The sequence below is a fragment of the Calothrix rhizosoleniae SC01 genome (genome assembly GCF_900185595.1).
In the GTDB taxonomy this organism is placed as follows: Bacteria; Cyanobacteriota; Cyanobacteriia; order Cyanobacteriales; family Nostocaceae; genus Calothrix_A; species Calothrix_A rhizosoleniae.
This window is the reverse complement of sequence record NZ_FYBH01000057.1, coordinates 1-17,156: the sequence shown is the minus strand read 5'-3', so window position 1 is coordinate 17,156 and position 17,156 is coordinate 1. Positions and strand designations below refer to the sequence as shown.

The 17,156-nt window shown below is 40.6% G+C and carries 16 protein-coding genes; 2 read left to right on the top strand and 14 right to left on the bottom strand.

What is annotated here, in order from left to right; all coding sequences use genetic code 11:
• Positions 1 to 116: 116 nt before the first annotated feature.
• The 12 genes from CALSC_RS03300 to CALSC_RS03245 all read right to left on the bottom strand — a co-directional run bounded on the left by CALSC_RS03300 (position 117) and on the right by CALSC_RS03245 (position 12,856).
• Entirely contained in the window at positions 117 to 533 is a 417-nt protein-coding gene (locus CALSC_RS03300) for a response regulator (RefSeq protein WP_088239993.1), read from the bottom strand.
• 741 nt (positions 534 to 1,274) lie between these two features.
• Entirely contained in the window at positions 1,275 to 1,937 is a 663-nt protein-coding gene (locus CALSC_RS03295; RefSeq protein WP_088239992.1) for a Na(+)/H(+) antiporter subunit B, read from the bottom strand.
• Complete coding sequence (locus CALSC_RS03290) at positions 1,934 to 2,560, bottom strand: DUF4040 domain-containing protein (RefSeq protein WP_088239991.1); 627 nt, start codon at positions 2,558 to 2,560, stop codon at positions 1,934 to 1,936. The genes CALSC_RS03295 and CALSC_RS03290 overlap by 4 nt, the downstream gene beginning before the upstream one ends.
• Positions 2,553 to 2,831 (bottom strand): monovalent cation/H(+) antiporter subunit G, encoded by a 279-nt coding sequence (locus CALSC_RS03285; RefSeq protein WP_088240003.1) that lies wholly within the window; start codon positions 2,829 to 2,831, stop codon positions 2,553 to 2,555. Before CALSC_RS03285 ends, CALSC_RS03290 begins: the two co-directional genes overlap by 8 nt.
• The gene (locus CALSC_RS03280) at positions 2,831 to 3,082 is read right to left on the bottom strand and encodes a hypothetical protein (RefSeq protein ID WP_088239990.1); all 252 of its coding nucleotides are present in this window, start codon (positions 3,080 to 3,082) and stop codon (positions 2,831 to 2,833) included. The genes CALSC_RS03285 and CALSC_RS03280 overlap by 1 nt, the downstream gene beginning before the upstream one ends.
• A 197-nt stretch (positions 3,083 to 3,279) precedes the next feature.
• Positions 3,280 to 3,699: a Na+/H+ antiporter subunit E gene (locus CALSC_RS03275; protein WP_088239989.1), complete on the bottom strand. Its 420-nt coding sequence runs from the start codon at positions 3,697 to 3,699 to the stop codon at positions 3,280 to 3,282.
• Complete coding sequence (locus CALSC_RS03270; protein WP_088239988.1) at positions 3,696 to 5,129, bottom strand: cation:proton antiporter; 1,434 nt, start codon at positions 5,127 to 5,129, stop codon at positions 3,696 to 3,698. Before CALSC_RS03270 ends, CALSC_RS03275 begins: the two co-directional genes overlap by 4 nt.
• Positions 5,126 to 5,458, bottom strand: a complete 333-nt coding sequence (locus CALSC_RS03265) for a cation:proton antiporter subunit C (protein ID WP_088240002.1) — start codon at positions 5,456 to 5,458, stop codon at positions 5,126 to 5,128. The genes CALSC_RS03270 and CALSC_RS03265 overlap by 4 nt, the downstream gene beginning before the upstream one ends.
• 366 nt (positions 5,459 to 5,824) lie before the next feature.
• Positions 5,825 to 7,219 carry a cation:proton antiporter gene (locus CALSC_RS03260; RefSeq protein ID WP_200817549.1) on the bottom strand — a complete coding sequence of 465 codons (1,395 nt, stop codon included), beginning with the start codon at positions 7,217 to 7,219 and terminating at the stop codon, positions 5,825 to 5,827.
• A 488-nt stretch (positions 7,220 to 7,707) separates the two neighbouring features.
• Positions 7,708 to 9,405, bottom strand: coding sequence for a bicarbonate transporter BicA (gene bicA / locus CALSC_RS03255; protein WP_088239986.1), 1,698 nt, complete (start codon positions 9,403 to 9,405; stop codon positions 7,708 to 7,710).
• Between the two features lie 727 nt (positions 9,406 to 10,132).
• Positions 10,133 to 11,485 carry a (Fe-S)-binding protein gene (locus CALSC_RS03250; protein WP_088239985.1) on the bottom strand — a complete coding sequence of 451 codons (1,353 nt, stop codon included), beginning with the start codon at positions 11,483 to 11,485 and terminating at the stop codon, positions 10,133 to 10,135.
• Positions 11,486 to 11,554: 69 nt separating this feature from the next.
• Entirely contained in the window at positions 11,555 to 12,856 is a 1,302-nt protein-coding gene (locus CALSC_RS03245; protein WP_088239984.1) for an FAD-binding oxidoreductase, read from the bottom strand.
• Positions 12,857 to 12,987: 131 nt separating this feature from the next.
• Here CALSC_RS03245 and dusB point away from each other — a divergent pair, with 131 nt between their 5' ends.
• Positions 12,988 to 14,007: a tRNA dihydrouridine synthase DusB gene (dusB, locus tag CALSC_RS03240; RefSeq protein WP_088239983.1), complete on the top strand. Its 1,020-nt coding sequence runs from the start codon at positions 12,988 to 12,990 to the stop codon at positions 14,005 to 14,007.
• Between the two features lie 65 nt (positions 14,008 to 14,072).
• Here dusB and CALSC_RS03235 read toward each other — a convergent pair whose 3' ends face one another.
• Both CALSC_RS03235 and CALSC_RS03230 read right to left on the bottom strand, forming a co-directional pair.
• Positions 14,073 to 14,636, bottom strand: coding sequence for a Uma2 family endonuclease (locus CALSC_RS03235; RefSeq protein ID WP_088239982.1), 564 nt, complete (start codon positions 14,634 to 14,636; stop codon positions 14,073 to 14,075).
• A 245-nt stretch (positions 14,637 to 14,881) separates the two neighbouring features.
• Positions 14,882 to 15,394: a DUF2059 domain-containing protein gene (locus CALSC_RS03230; RefSeq protein WP_088239981.1), complete on the bottom strand. Its 513-nt coding sequence runs from the start codon at positions 15,392 to 15,394 to the stop codon at positions 14,882 to 14,884.
• Positions 15,395 to 15,725: 331 nt separating this feature from the next.
• On the opposite strand from CALSC_RS03230, the gene CALSC_RS03225 reads away from it, so the two are divergent.
• Positions 15,726 to 17,156 (top strand): FAD-dependent oxidoreductase, encoded by a 1,431-nt coding sequence (locus CALSC_RS03225; RefSeq protein ID WP_088239980.1) that lies wholly within the window; start codon positions 15,726 to 15,728, stop codon positions 17,154 to 17,156.

Genomic DNA, 17,156 nt, shown 5'->3' with positions numbered 1-17,156 from the left:
AGTACTATAAGTTACTATAAGTCGGCAGCAACCATTGACTCAAGGTTCTGCTGACCATAATTAATGGTAAAAACGATAAAAACTACTTTTTAGTTATATAAATATAATCGCAACTACTAATTAGTTTTGCAACTAAAACCATTTACTGATTTTTTTCCTAATTTTTTTGCTAAAGCAATCAATTCTGTGGTGGGAATGTCTTTTTGACAAAAAGCATCCCATTTCCCCATAGCTTTTGCTGCTTGGAACTTGCTATCTTCCACTGAAGAGTAAGCAATAATTTGTGTAGTAGGAGCTATGGCTTTGATTTGACAAGAAGCACTCCAACCATCCATGACTGGCATTTGCAAATCAAGGATAACTACGTCCGGATGACTTTGTTTGGCAATATCAATTGCTTCTTTGCCATTAGTGGCTAAACCGACTATCTGTATATTTGCTTGATTCGAAAAAGCTAATTTCAGAGTTAAACGGGTCAATTCGTGATCATCAACCAAGAGGACTCGTATAGCAGAAGTATGGCAAGGCAACATTAAACTACTAAGAAATATACAAAACAACTTACAACAAACATATAGTTTATGGTAAAAAGTACTCTTCCCAACTCTATCTTATGGGTGAATAAATAGTGGTTAACTGTGATAACAATTAATTTTTCTCTATCTGTAGAAGTAGTAACACTGTGGTTCAGTCAAAAGTTTTAATATCATAATTTGTTAGTTAATTTGAAACGGCAGGTTGATTTCCGCAACCTCGATTACTAGTATGTCTTCCACAAAACCACTGGTTAAAAGCTGACGCTACAAAATTATAGCTATTCCACCCTTCATATCATGTCTGGTTAAAGACTTATGGTTAAGACTGCAAGGGGGTAGGGTGCAGAGGGAGAAAGAGTTGTAATATGTTGGCACCATGATCCGAATAATAAGTAATCTCCCGAACTTGATATCACTGGTCGGTCTATTAAAAAAAGTCAGAAATGTCAAGTTTTTTATTTATAAATAAATGGTAAAGGAAATATTCAAGAAATTATAGACAATGCTCTTTACCAAAAAATGTTAATTATAGGAATAATACCTAGTTGTCTTCATGAAAACTTTATTTTTTTAGACACAGAATCAAAGTTTTCATGAAAAGTATTCAGGCTGAGTATATTTAGGGTTTGCTGATTGAAGAAGGTAGTGCAAATGAAAAATTTTTCACCACCAATTATCTAGGTAGGGTTTTTCCTTCCCCCTGCTCCCTATCCCTCGGTTAGAAGTCAGGAGGTGCAATTATAATAAACCTCGATAGCGAATGAACAGTAAAATTGCTGCCCAAGAACCTAAAGCTACCTTGATTGTTACCAAAATATTCAGTAATGGAATTGTCCCTCCACTAAATAATGTACCAATTTGACCATGGGGTAACTCATAACCAATCAATGTTATGGCTGCAAGGATGATAAAAATTAGCACAGAAATTTTTTCTACAGTTGCTGCTCGCCATTTTTGATAAATCCTTTCCATCCATTCTGTAGAAGATGTAACTGCTACTAACCCGATAGCCGTTCCCCCTGCAACCCCAGCTGCAAAACCACCACCAGGACTCAAGTGACCACGAATTGCTAATTCGACGCTGATTAAGACTGCAATAGTGGCTCCCAATCTTGCCAGAATAATCGAAGGGCGATCGCTAAACTGGTAGATTGTGCAAGATGGTTGTTCATTAGCTAGGAGGAACCGTACTCCCATAATTGCGAGGGTGAAAACTATAACTTCAAAGATTGTGTCGTAGAGCCGATTTCTGAAAATTATGCCCGACACTGCATTCGGTACTCCGCTATCTTGCACAACCGATTCAATGATGGACATATCGGTTGAATCTATAGCTGGATTGGGGAAAACAAGCATCTTAATGTATAAAGATATGCCTGCTGCTATGTATATCCACTTCATTTTTGAACCTCCACCGAATCAGATTTTCCATGATTATTGGACTGGCTGATGCTAGATGGTTGGATATAGGTCAAATTTACCAAGTCTGGTGACAGTTCTTTTTGCATAATTTCATAAAGACGTTGGATGCGTGTCTGGATATGATTTAGGGGTTGTTCATCTAGAGGGAGGGATTGAGGAGAATTCCAGGGAATCCACTGCTCTGATGAAACATACATTGTATGAATTTCTTTGGTGACCAAAGCGGTTTGCAAGGCTTGAATACTAGTATAGGTTAATACTTCAAGACCCATATGGTACTTACTTAAAGTTTTGCGTAAACTTGAAACTAATTGCTCTGGGGGTTTTGCATTTCCATTAGGTTCATTTTCAAGCACGCCCAGGCGCATCCTGAGGGATGATCGCACTGCCACCGCATATAGTGTAATAGAGAGCATGGTACCCACCAAAGCTTCTGTCAATGCCACGTCCGCAGCTCCAAAGAGGGCATAGACTAATGCTGCAACAGCCCCCAGAATACCGCGAATTACTAGGGCATGATATGGGTTAACCTGCAAAACTAAGGTGCAAGCAGTTAAGGGAAGCAGTGCTGTAATTACGACAATATATAAATCCTCAGTCATTCCCACCTCCACTACTGGAGCAGTAAGCCAACACATACCCTAAAACTGTATTCCAAATTGCTAAGGAAATCAGTGCTAAAATCAATAGGGGCCATTCTTGGGGAATTTTCAGGAGTAACCCGACAATAATACTCATAGAACCCAGGGTATCTGCAACTGAAAGACTATGGAGCTTAAATAAAACAGAGCGATCGCCAATTAAGGGCAATGTTCCCCAGAACCAAAAAATAATTCCTAAACCGATACAAATATAACTAAGAAGATTAATAATCATATTGCATTCATTCGTTTGATAACATGAGCAAGCAGCATTAAGGCAGCATTCCCTACAGTTAAAATCAGTACGCCAACCACACCTATCATCCAGTCATCCCGCAAGACAGATACAACTAGGATCATCATGGATGTTTTGGTCGCAATGCTGGCAAAAGCCAACATTTTTTGCCAAATATTCTCATCCTGCCAAGCTTCATAAATAGGAATGAGTAAGGCCAAAATCATGGCAATTATTATCCAGTTCATCACATTTCTCAGTCAAACAATTTTAGATTTTAGATTTTAGATTTTAGATTTATCCCACAGATAAATTTGGAGCTTTTTCAATCCCTCACTCCCTCACTTCTTCACTCATGGGCACGGCGTGGTTAATGTTATTGCATATACCGAGAGATTGTGGATACCGTGCCCATAATGTTTTACTCTCACTCCCCACACTTCCCTCAGTTCTTCACTCCCTCACTCCTTCCCTCCTCTCCTCTTCTCTTCCGTCGCACCCGATGCACTTCATACCAGCCATCTTCGTGGTATTTAACCACAATAGTTTTTGGTGTAAATGTAATCAGAAAAATATCTAAAAATATCAGTCCAGGTGTGCGCCTAGGTTTAACTCGCTCCATCACTATTTCTTCTTCAGTGTGGGGGCGGAACATAATTTCTACAGCTTCCCAGTATGCTTGGGGGATAGCTACAATAATTTCCCACAGTACCTGTAACCAATCTTTCAAAACAGCAAATTTTGTATAGCTTCGCGGTATGAGTAGGGAAACGCAAACCCCAATAATAATATTCGCCAAACTCCAATCAGCTGTTAACAAAAACCAAATGGTTAATCGCAATAGCAAATCCAGATATCCAATCATGCTAGCACCATCCAAAAGAGTAGGGTTAATACCAAACTCATCACACCAATTAGATGCTCAAATTTCTCTACTACCCGTGGTAACTTGAGGGAAACTCGTCGAAAAATCACCAGGTATGCTAACCAACCTAAAGCAATGGTTGCTAGGGGCTTGACAATATTAGTAAGGGTATAAGCGTCGTAATAAACTACATTAGCTGCAAACAGTCCACCAAGTAAGAGAATGATTGCTAACCAAAAACTAGGTTTAAATTCCTGAACTTGTTTTCTCTCATGGGGCAAAAAAATGAATTTAGCAAAGGAGATGGCTGTTCCCAAGGCTGCTAGATTCATGCCAATTACTTGCCAAGGAAGCAAATTTTTCATAGTTAGTACCTTTGCTCCAAAGCCAGATAAAAGGGGAAAGCCGGAAATGGAGAAGCTAGCTATCAACAAAGCAATCCAGATGGGGGTATAAATTGGTTGATGGTGTAATTCCTGGAATTTGCGACTTGGTAAGTTCCCTGCAATCAAAAACAGAGCTGCTTTTACTAGACCATGAGTCAGGGCATAAAAGCCACCAACTTCTGGTGCCGCGAGGACAAAACCCAACTGGGAAACGGTGTGAAATGCCAACATCCGCTTAGTATCTTTTTCAAAAACAGCATAGCCCACTCCTAGGAGTGCGGTAGCAACGCCAAAAATCCGAACAATGGGATCTATTTCTCCTAATATCAAGGCACAACGCACCAAGGGGAAAATACCTACTTTGACCACAACTCCTGACAATAATGCTGATACGGGGGTTTCTGATTCTGAGTGTGTCAAAGGCAACCACAAACCCGACACAAAAATCCCTCCTTTTGTCAATAGCCCAAGGAAAATAAGAGCGATCGCTTCTGTGGGAGCCTGACCCAAACCAGCAAAGGCGAAGGAGTTGTTAGCTTGATACACTAGTACTGCGCCAATCAGGTAAAATAGCATGGCTGTGTTACTGACAAACAGATAGCGCAAGCCAACCCAAATTGATCTTTCAGTACGAGGGTAAGCAATCAAAAGAAATGCGGCCACACTAATAACTTCTAGGGCTACATACAGGGTGATAAAGTCTGCACAAATAAATGCAGAATTGACACTGCCATGTAAAATGATTGCTTGGGTATAAAAAAAAGCCGTTTTCTGGCTATGCCAGCAGTAAAGAATAACTGCTATTGTGACTAGGGCATTGGTTAATATAAAGTAGCCACTTAGTGAATCTATGAGTAAAGTGACACCAAAACTATCCAATAACTGTAAGTTTAGGGGTGACAGGTCAAGTATGCGCTGTAACCCGTAACCAAGAGAAACAATTGCCACACCTAGAGCTAGGTAGCGAGCAAGTTGAGGAAGGAGATAAATACTGAACCCCACAAAAAACGGTAGGGCAATCCAGGCGATTGTCATCGTAGTCATGGTGTATTGTTCTTTTCTATCTCGTTAGTTTCCAAGGTTGGATTATCCCGTGATAACTTCATAACTCCTACCAGCATCAGAGCTTGGATGGAAAAGCCAATCACAATTGCAGTCAAAATAACTGCCTGAGGAACCGGATCTGCATAAGCAACTTGTTTAGCACTAGCAATTGGAGTGTATAAGCCCCCCCGGGCTGCTACCAAAATATAATAGGCAATCACACCAGTACTCATGACATCCATCGAGATGATTTTCATCATCAGATTTTGTTTGAGGATGATGCCAAAAAAACCGCAGAGGACAGTTGCAAAAATGCAGGCTTCTAATATGGATATGGACATTGCTTATACCACCTTCAGGAAGTCAAACAATTGGAAATTTGAATTTTAGATTTTTTCTACAGAAAAATTTAGGACGTTGTATCAAGAAGACATGAAGTGATTTCTGAGAATAATTTTATCAGTGACAAGGGCGCAATACTTGCGCCCCTAACAAATATGACATTCTGCCTCCTGCCCTCTGACTTCTAAGCAGGGGAGGCAGGGGGCAGGGAGCAAGAGGAAAAGAAGATTCTACTTAGGTAATTGGCGGTGCAAATTATTTTTCATTTGGACTGCCTTCTGCCTTCTACCTTGATTGAAGGGCAGGATGGGCGGGATGCCCATTCCACAAGATTGGACAGTCAAAATTCCAATCTACTCAACCACAGGTAGGGTTGCGTTTTCTGCCGGTATCGATACTTCTTCTACTTCTACTTCTGTTTCCTGTCCTTTCAATGCCCACTGCAATAAGGGAGGAGCCAAGAAGGTTGTGAGAATAACCATAACGATAATGGCTGCTTCCAAAGGCTTATCCAAAACACCACTAGCTGAACCAATACCTGCAAATACTAAGCCCACTTCACCACGGGGAATCATACCTATACCGATCGCTAAACGATTGACTCCAGGCTTGCCAAAAACACCCCAGCCAGTGATTACCTTCCCAATAATGGCAACTGCAATTAAGAAAGTTGCAATAATTAAACCGGCTCGATTTTCAGCGATCGCTGGATTTAATACTCCTAAATCTGCTTTAGCACCAACTGTGACAAAGAAAATTGGTACCAAAATATCAGCGATGGGTACTACCTGCTGATCGAGTTCTTTGCGTTTGTCGGTTTCATCAAGCACTAACCCAGCCGCAAAAGCACCTAAAATTGCCTCCAGATGAATCAAATTGGCTAATACAGCCATTAATAAAGCAAAGATAAATGCAGGAATTACTAAGGCTCCACGGGTCTGTAATTTATCTGCGATCGCCACAAAACTCTTGTTAAAGAATTTACCTAGGAAAATAGCTCCTAGCAGAAAGGCACTAGCACTGATAATCAAATAGACCACATTTAGCAAATCCACTTCACCAGTTTTAGCTAAACTAGCTACAACGGCGAGGACAATAATACCTAGCACATCGTCAATTACAGCCGCACCGACAATAATCTGACCTTCCGTCGATTTTAGATGTCCCAGTTCGGACAAAACTTTTGATGTAATACCAATACTTGTTGCTGTCAAGGCTGCTCCAGCAAAGATGGCGGGAATGATAGAGACATGGAAAATCGTCACTAAACCAACTGTTCCTAATATAAAAGGAGCAGCAACACCAATGACAGCAACAATAGCTGCTTGATAGCCAACTTTACTCAGTTCTCGTAAATCTGATTCCAAACCAATTTCAAACAGCAGAACAATAACTCCCAATTCTGCCAGCACAGAAATCACTTCGCTTTGACTTTGGAAAATATGGGTGACGGTTTCTAAGTCTAAGTTCCCCAAGGATTGCAACGCCCTGACGATCATTGAATCTGTCGCTGCTGCACTATTTTCTGGAAACATTAGCAGGTGTAGAGCCGAAATCCCTACAACAACACCCCCAATTAGCTCCCCTAAAACTGGTGGTAAATTGAGGCGCTTAGACAACTCACCTCCTAATTTACTCGTAAGATAAATTACAACTAAACTGAGTAAAACACCTGTAAGTACCCATGGGCCAGATTCTGTTGTTGGCGTTGTTGTCATTAACCAGGGCGGGGAATGCCAAATATCCATTAAGTTTGTCAGTGGTATATTGGAATCAAAATTTAGGAACATAAAGAGACCTTTTAAAGTAGTTTATGACTTACGTAACTGGCACAGTTATTAAGTGTAGGGTGTATGACACTTTAATAAATACTGTACGGTAAATTTGGTTTGTAGTATCACCCACGGATAACTAATTGTGACCGAAAAATAAAAGGATACAAGCCCCTGACTTGAGGCAGGGGAGACAAGGGGACAGGGAGAACTTCTACGAATAAATTCGAGGGCTTGAAATCGAATGGCATGAAGTTAAGACAAAAACCAGAGCAGGGTGTTGGGGTGACTGAGTGGGTGTAGTGTTGATAGATATTCAACATTTAGTGCTCGAAAAAATTCTCTTGTTTTTATTCACTACACCCCTAAGCAGAGCCCCTTTACCCCCTGCTTCTTCTGGTTAATCCAAAATCAAAAATAGTTTGACAATATCGTCATTCCTGTGTTATGTAGGATAACTAAATTCAGCTTGTTGCTGATGTACCTAAATCTAAGATTTGATTTTGCTGATTTAGTTCTGGGAAGATTAGATTCACCGCATCTTTTAGCGCTTCCCCACGATCCATGTAAAGGTAGTGAGGCGGAATCAAGTTGAAGACGTTTAGCTTGTTAAGACGGCGCTTGGTTTGTCCAGCTGCTCCCACAAGAAAGACATGACGACCTTTTTCAACTGCTTCCTCAATGGCATTTTCTAGGGCTAAAGAGGCTGTAACACCCAGATGAGGTACATCGCTGAGGTCAAAAACTATGACATCACATTCCCCAATGGCATTGTGTTCTCGGGATATAGCCTTCGCAACTCCAAAAATCATGGGGCCACTCAATTGGAAAAGCAAAACCCGACCATTCCCTTCATCAAGCCAGCGTTTTTCATCAGCATTCAAATGGATAGTGTCATCTGTATCGGTAATTGTTTTCACAGACTCTGATCGCAACTGGCTCATGCGATCTATGGTGAGAATATTGGCGATGAAAATTCCCACACCCACAGCGACAATCAAGTCTACTAGAACTGTCAGCAGAATCACCCCGTACATAATCAGGGCACCCTTAAGGGAAATTTTATGGGCTCGCTTTAAGAAGTCCCAGTCAATAATGTCAAGTCCCACCTTGAGGGCAATCCCTGCTAGCACTGCTAGGGGAATAGTGGCTGCTAACTTCGCTGCACCTAAAATTACTACCAGCAATACACCAGCACGGGTCAAACCAGATAATGCGGTTCTTCCACCAGCTTGAATATTCACAACCGTTCCCATGGTGGCCCCAGCACCAGGAATACCACCAAACAAGCCTGACATCAAGTTGCCCAAGCCTTGCCCAATTAACTCTTTATTAGAATTATGCTCTGTACGGGTTAAACTATCTGCAACTACTGATGTTAGTAGGGCATCAATACAACCCAACATCCCCAGTACAGCTGCATCTACAAACATCAACTGCAGCTGGCCAATCTCAAAGGTTGGCATCTGCATGGTGGGTAAGGTAGCAGAAATTTCACCAATTCGCCGAATGTCTACCCCTGAGAATAATACTAAGGACAAAACTGTACCAGCAATCAATGCAATTAACTGGGGAGGAACAATGCGCTTCAGCTTCGAGGGCATGAACCAGATGATTGCCACTGTGATTACTGCTAACATGGTTTCTACTGGTTGGATGTTAGTCACCAGTTCTGGTATGGCTTGGAGTGTGCCGATAACTCCTCCCTTGGGACTGGCTTGTCCTAGAAATGGGGCAAGTTGTAGGATGGCAAGAATGATGCCGATACCGGACATAAAACCCGAAACCACAGTGTAAGGCATCATTGTGATATACTTACCAAGCCGCAGTAAACCAAAAATAATTTGGAAAATTCCGGCCATCATGACAACAGTAAATGCCATTGCCATGCCATTCTTTGGATCGCTGGCTGTTAAATTAGCAATGACAGCTGTCATAATTACTGTCATAGGGCCAGTCGGCTCGGAGATTAAGGTGGGGGTACCACCAAATAGAGCAGCAAAGAATCCTACTAAAACAGCACCCCATAAGCCACTGGCTGCACCAGCACCGGAAGCAACACCAAAGGCTAATGCCATTGGTAAAGCAATAACAGCTGCGGTAACACCTCCAAAAATATCACCGCGTGGGTTGCGAAAATGAATCTTGTTGGTCAATTGCATGGGTAGAACACATACCTATAGTGGGTAAATTCATTGTGTTAAAACTTTACAGAGCAGATGTACAAGTCTATGATTTAATATTTAAGACAAGATATGGCATCAAACTCTATTCAGGTTTGGAGTGAATATAAACTCATATCTTGTACCATTACGATCCCATGCGAAAATTATCGCCTGTAACCCTTCTTATTTAGTAGGATGGGCAGTGCCCACCTTACCCTTATTGAGAATGTGCAAGATGTGAGTGGAAAAAACTCCATTCATAGACATTTATCTATGCAAAATATATTATGTATAGATTTATATCATTGGAATTAATATTATCACGCTTCTTAACTAAAAAATTAAGTTTTTATAAAAAAATTTCTTATAGGTAAGATATAGTTTCTTATAGTGATCCCCAGAGTAAATTGATGATTGCGATCGCTTGTAAAATTCGTTGACATATGCTGGGGTAGGGAGTAGGGAGTAGGGAGTAGGGAGTAGGGAGTAGGGAGTAGGGAGTAGTTCCAGCCTCTTTATTTCTATTCTTTTTGCCAGAAAAAATAACAGATGCAAGGGTTTTAAACCTAAAATCCTAATTTCCTTGCACGCCCCTCCCCAATAAAATAGGCTCAAAGCATTGATATATCAATATTTTTCAATTATTCAGCAGACCCTGTTTAACGTATTATGTGATGAGATTCAGCTCCTCGATTGATGAAAGAAGTCGAGGAGGTAAGCAGCCTCAAAAATCCTTTAATTTCTCCCCGCGAATTGCGTAATCCAATAACTCCATCGGATGCATAATTCCTATTTTTCGATCTTGCAGATGCTTACCAATCTGTAAACTACAACCAGGATTGGGAGAAGCAATCAAATCTGCACCAGTGTTTAACAAGTTCCGTACCTTCTGTTTGCCTAACTCTTCAGCCACTTCTGGTTGCAGCATATTATAAACCCCCGCACTACCACAACAAATTGCTGCATCCACGGGTTCTTTTAAACTCACCCCAGGAATTTGTTTTAATAGCTCACGGGGTTGGACACTAATCTTTTGTCCGTGCAATAAATGACAAGCATCTTGATAAACTAAGTTCAATGGTTTATTGCTCAAGGGAGATAAGTTGGTAGTTAAACCAACATCTACTAAAAATTCTTGTGCATCCCTGACTTTCCCAGAAAATTCTTGCGCCTGCTCTCGATATTCTGGGTCGTCTGCTAAGATATGACCGTATTCTTTCAAAGTATGACCACAACCAGCAGCATTGATAATTACATAATCAACACCAGTTCCGGCGAAACTATCAATCATCTGTTTAGCTAAGGCTTGTGCTTGTTCTGTTTGTCCTTGGTGTTCTGGAAGCGCCGCACAACAACCTTGAGATTGGGGAATTACCACCTCACAACCATTAGCTGTTAAAACCCTCACCGTTGCTTCATTCACAGAGGAGAAAAATAATCTTTGTACGCAGCCTAGGATTACTCCCACCCGATAGCGTTTTTTCCCTTGGGCGGGAATCACATTTGGTAAATTATTTTGAAAGGATTGGAGGGTAATTTCTGGCAAAATTGATTCCATTGCAGCCAATCGGGGGGATATATTGTTGAGTAATCCTGTGGCGCGAAGGAATTTAGCAAAACCTAATTTTTGATAAATCAATAAGGGAAAGAGGAGAAGTCTTAATTTATCGGGATAGGGGAAGAGGGAAAATATCAGTTTGCGAATGATGTTATCTCCCCAACTGCGGGGATAATTGCGAGTTACTTGATGGCGGGTAGCAGCAATTAATTTGTCATACTCTACCCCTGAAGGACAGGTGGTGACGCAAGCTAGACAACCCAAACAGGAATCAAAATGTTGGACTGTGGCTGAGTTTAATGCTATTTCCCCTTGGTTGATAGCATCCATTAAATAAATTCTTCCCCTAGGCGAATCCATCTCTTTACCAATTACTCTGTAACTGGGACAGGTGGAAAGACAAAATCCACAGTGAACGCAACTATCAATTAATTTGGGGTCTGGTGGATGGTTAAGATCGAAGCCTTTGAGATTTTTTATACTAGCTGTTTGATTAACTTTATTATCTGAAGTTTGCATGATTAATTGATGATATTTTTATTGGCGTTGTATATTTGTGGGATGATTCATCTGAAGATGCTTTGAAATCTAAATTCCACCAACAAAACGCCCAGGGCTGAAAATATTTTTACTATCAAATTGCTGTTTAATTCCCTGCATTAAAGATAAAGCATTACCCTTGTAACCCCAAATATCTATTTTCTCTTTTACATGGGTTGGTGCTGAGAGAATACTTAAGAAACCCCCTTGATTTTCGCAGATATTTCGCATATCTAATACACCCTTTTCATTGGCAAATCGCAATATACCCAAACCACTAGCAATGTGAATCATCCCCATTTCCCCTTGAGTTAAAACTTTTGTTGCCGCAGTGGGTAATATTCCTATTTTGCAGGTAATTGCAGATTCTTGGGTTATATTATGCATTGATTCTCGCAATCTTTGCCATAAGTCTGCTTCGTCTGAATCTATATGAATCGCATTATCTAAACCTAATTTATCAGCGATCGCTAATAATTGTTTTGATTGTTCCCTAACACTTTCAGGAATACTTTGGAAACGTACTATTAATCCCAATTCTTTACCCAAAACTAAGCTAGATATTAACTGATCGGAGAGTAAATCAGCTTGAGTGGGGGTTAATGCAGAACTACGAAGAATATCAGCAGCTTGGGATATGGCTGCTAAATCCCCAGTGAGAATTATAGTCTGGGATGCTGAGGGTATAGGATAAAGACGAAATGTAACTTGAGCGATCGCTCCTAATGTACCATAGGAACCAGTAAATAATTTCATTAAGTCATAGCCAGCAACATTTTTTACTACCCTTCCTCCCGCTTTGACAATTTCTCCATCACTGCGAACGAAGGTAATACCTAGTATTTGGTCGCGCACACTGCCATAACGTTGTCGCAGGGAACCAGTATCAGCAGTGGCAATTATACCGCCAATAGTTGCATTATCTGGGTATGTAGGATCGAGGGCAAGGAATTGATTGTTTTCAGCTAAAATCTTTTGTAGTTGGGCAAATTTCATCCCAGCTTCCACAGTCACAGTTAAATCACCCACCGCATGAGCAATCAGCTGAGTCAGTCTAGCTGTACTAATGACTATATCTATCCCCTGAGCTAAACCACCCCAATGGAGTTTACTCCCGCTACCACAAATGAGAACTCGCCATTGGTTGCGGTAAGCCTTTGTAATGACTGCACCTAGTTCTGCTTGAGTACGGGGATAAACAACTCTTTTAGGGGCAATTTCTGGCGAAACTGCACCTAAAAGAGTTGTTTGCAGACTGGGTGTTACATTTTTCCAGTCCACAGCATTATCTTCCCCTACTATGGATCCCAAATTAGATGTGTAGATATCTTGTAGCTTGCCGTTAGACATCCCTATTTATTAGTTCAATTATTTACTCCCCTGATAACAATTTACTGGTTTCTCTGCCAAAATTACCATTTAGAGCTGGCAAAATTCAGTTTTTTATTTCTAATACTATTCACTTTGCTTGTATATTCATAATGATAACCCTACCTCCCACCTTGCAATCTCGACTCTCCAAACCTCTGCAAATCGGCTCAGTAGAAATCAAAAGTAGGGTTTTGCAATCCCCCTTATCTGGTGTCACAGATTTAGTCTTTCGCCGCTTAGTACGTCGCTATGCACCAGATTCCATGATGTACACAGAAATGGTAAGTGCTACGGAATTGCACCACGTCAAGGAACTACCAAAACTCATGGAAGTAGATCCCAACGAACGTCCAATTAGTATTCAATTATTCGATTGTCGTCCAGATTTTTTAGCAGAAGCCGCACAAAAAGCAGTGGGGGAAGGGGCAGATACTATTGATATTAATATGGGTTGCCCGGTAAATAAAATTACTAAAAAAGGTGGCGGTTCCTCCCTATTACGACAACCAGAAGTCGCAGAAGCAATTGTCAAAGAAGTAGCCAATGCAGTTGATGTACCTGTAACAGTAAAAACCCGCATTGGTTGGAATGATGAGGAAATTACTATCCTCGACTTTGCCAAAATCATGCAGGATGCGGGAGCAAAAATGATTACAGTCCACGGACGCACCCGTGCCCAAGGTTACAATGGTAATGCCCGTTGGCAATGGATTGCCCGTGTAAAGGAAGTATTGGATATTCCCGTCATTGCCAATGGTGATATATTTTCTGTGGAATCAGCCATTGAATGTTTGCAAGTCACTGGTGCAGATGGGGTAATGTGTTCTCGTGGAACTTTGGGTTATCCATTTTTGGTAGGAGAGATTGATTATTTCCTGAGAACTGGAGAAATATTACCATCACCAACACCCATACAAAGATTGGAATGTGCCAAAGAACATTTACGAGCTTTATATGAATATAAAGGCAAACGAGGTATACGACAGGCACGCAAACATATGGCTTGGTATGCAAAAGGCTTTGTTGGTGCGGCTGATTTGCGGGGAAAATTGACCTTGATTGAAAATGTGCAGCAGGGTATAGAATTGATTGACAGTGCCATTGAGCAATTAGGGCGCGGACATTGTTGAATGCTCAACCTTGTATCTTAGAAAGCCGTGTTTTTTGTCCCACGCCCATTGTTCACCGTGCGTTATTACAGTAATAACCAGGCAAATAAATCCTTCACTGTAAGATTTAGCCCACTCGCAAAAGATGGTAAAGGAAGTAACATATCGGGTTGATCGAATACCTCAATTTCTTGTTTACTATGGTAAACAAACACAGTTTTTTCCTCTGGGTCAATCAGCCAACCTATCTGGGTTCCATGCTTGAGGCAATGAAGAATATTTTTTGTTACCTTTGTGTGACTTTGGTCGGGAGATAAGATTTCAATAGTCCAATCTGGTGCTAGGGAAAATACATTTGCAATTTCTCCATTCTCATCACATGGAATTCGATGCCAAACAAATACTGAAATTTCAGGTATTGTTGAGCGACCTCCAAAGGTGCAGCGTAATTCCGGAAATGCACAAGCAATTTTTTCAGGCTTAACTAAACTATTGATAGCGGGTAAAAGTTCTCCTTGAATACGACTATGTTTTCCTTGAGGCATGGGCTTGGGAATAATCTTTCCATCAATGTACTCACTAGCAGGCTTCGTTTCCGGTAGCTTCAGAAACTCCTCCAAAGTCAGGATTTGAGGTTGTGCTTGTACCATTTCACGGTTGCTGACAACTTTGCCAGTTCAAGTTCTTGCCTTAATTTTAACGCGATCGCAGAAGTCAGTCAGAGGCAGGGGAGCAGGGAGCAGGGAGCAGGGAGCAGGGAGCAGGGAGCAGGGAGCAAGGAGTAGGGAGCAGGGGGGAAAGAAAATTCTACTTAGGTAATTGGCGGTGCAAATTATTTTTCATTTGGACTGCCTCCTTTATGCCGGGAAACCCTTCCACCGCAATGGCTCACTTATTACTTCTTAGGTAAATACCCTTCTGCTTGCAATTTTTTCAAGACTGTTTGTGCTATTTGTACGCCATATTTTTGACCAACCTGCATGGATTCTTGCATTACTTGAGGCATAACTTGAGTAATTTTTTTACCCAAAGGAGTTTCATAAAATGCAACTATTTGTTCCAGTTCGTCATTGGTATAATATTTGGCATAAATAGGAATCAATTCATTCATAATAATATTTGGATCATATTCGGCAATTACACCGTCCCAGAATTGTTGTGGCACTTGAGGTAATTGTTTTCTCATCCCAGCAATCATTTGATTCATAACTTGTTGAGACATTTTTTTGGAGCCTGTAATCTCCATTAATTTTTTGATATTATTTATTTTCTCAGTCTGCTTAACATCTTTTGTAATTTTATTGCTGTCTATGATGTTTGTATTTTCAGCAGTTTGAGCTAATACAGTTCCATTGATACTAGTAAATGCAGAAATCACCAACGCCGATAATAAAAGTTTGATTTTCATGTTTATTTTGTGTTTCTATTCGCAATATTGTTTATTGAAGAAATATTATATTTTGAGAAATTTTTTCTCAAGTCACCCTTAAATTGCCTCAATGTTTTAATTCTATCTCCGGATGATAAATTGTGCTAGATGTAACTCAGTGCAATGAAAAAAATAGTAAAAATACTGAAAGAAAACATAAATTTATTCCTTTCAATAGTATAGTGGAAATATGCTAAGACAATATCTCCACAGATGAGTCATATTAGTGTTAAACCTAATTCTTGTTGTCTTATGAGCCATTCCTAGTTAAAAACAAACAAAATTAAGTATTTTTAATGGCTAATTATCTATGGAAATTTACGATGTTATAGTAGTTGGTGCTGGTCCCGTTGGTTTAGCAACTGCCATTGGCTTACGTCAGCGAGGTATAAAAAATATTCTTGTTCTTGACCAAACCCGTGCTTTTCGTCAGGTTGGTCATACAGTTGATTTACTCCCCAATGGGTTAAAAGCCCTAAAATGCTTGGAGAATAAGGCTTACGAAGCAGTCAAGCAAAATGGAATGAAATTTTCTAGCCCCCCATCTACTGACAATCAGGGACAAAAATCTGCCAGTAATTCACCAGAATGGTTGTATAAGAACTTGCAAGGAGAAACGATTCGCTCCATTCCTCTCAGTTTCGACAGTTGGTTTGCAAATTATGGAGGAGGTAGGGTTTCCATTGCTTGGTATGAATTGCAAACAGCTTTGAGAAAATTACTTCCCCCAGAACAAGTAAAGGCAAATCATCGTTGTGTTGATGTAATAGAGCAGCCGGAAATAGGTTGTGTACGGGTGGATTGCGTATGTGATATGGGAACTGATGAAAATCCTTATGCCCATTGGCAAGAAATGACACCAGTGGAAAATCCAGATACTGTTAGTTCACCATCTGCTAGTAAATCCTTTCAAGCAAAATTAGTAGTCGGTGCTGATGGGATTAACTCAACAGTTCGCAGAGTGATTTATGAAGATACTGACTATGCAGCTTTTTCTAAACCTGAATATTCTGGTTTTACAGCTATTATCTGTCGAAACATTGATAATCTACCCCAAGATTTGGTAAAGCAACTGGAGAAAAAGTATATCGGTGATGGGCGAATTGTAACCATTGTTAGCGGTGCTGAAAACCCCAGAATGATGTTATTCCGTCGGGGAATAGGTAATTTTGGTTACATTATCCATGCTGCTTTAACTTGGGAATCTGTGCAAGATAAATCGGGAAGTGCATTAATTGAGTTAGGACTCAAAGCCATAGAAACTGCTAATTTTCCGGATCTTATCCAGCAATTAGTCAGAATCTCACCTAGTGAGAACATGCAGCAACGTCCATACTACATTCACCGGGCTAGTACCTCCAATGCTCTACAACTACCTCCCACTGCTCATGTGACTTCCAACACTGATAAAGAGCAAATAGAACCTGCTTGGAGTCATGGTAGAATTGTTTTGGTAGGGGATGCGGCTCACGGAATGCCTCCATTTATGGCACAGGGGACAAACCAAGGATTTGAAGATGCCCTAGCAATTGCTACCTTAATTACTAATTTACAGTTAAATGACAACCAAGCGATCGCTACAGCTTGGAAAAAATACGAGCACCTGCGTCGTCCGTCTATGATTTATATGCAACAGGCAACTTTAAGTCCTGTGATTCACTCTTCTCAACGAGATTTACAGTCATACAACCAACGGGTATATGGTCGAGATTTTGAAAAGGTTATATCTACATTATTATAG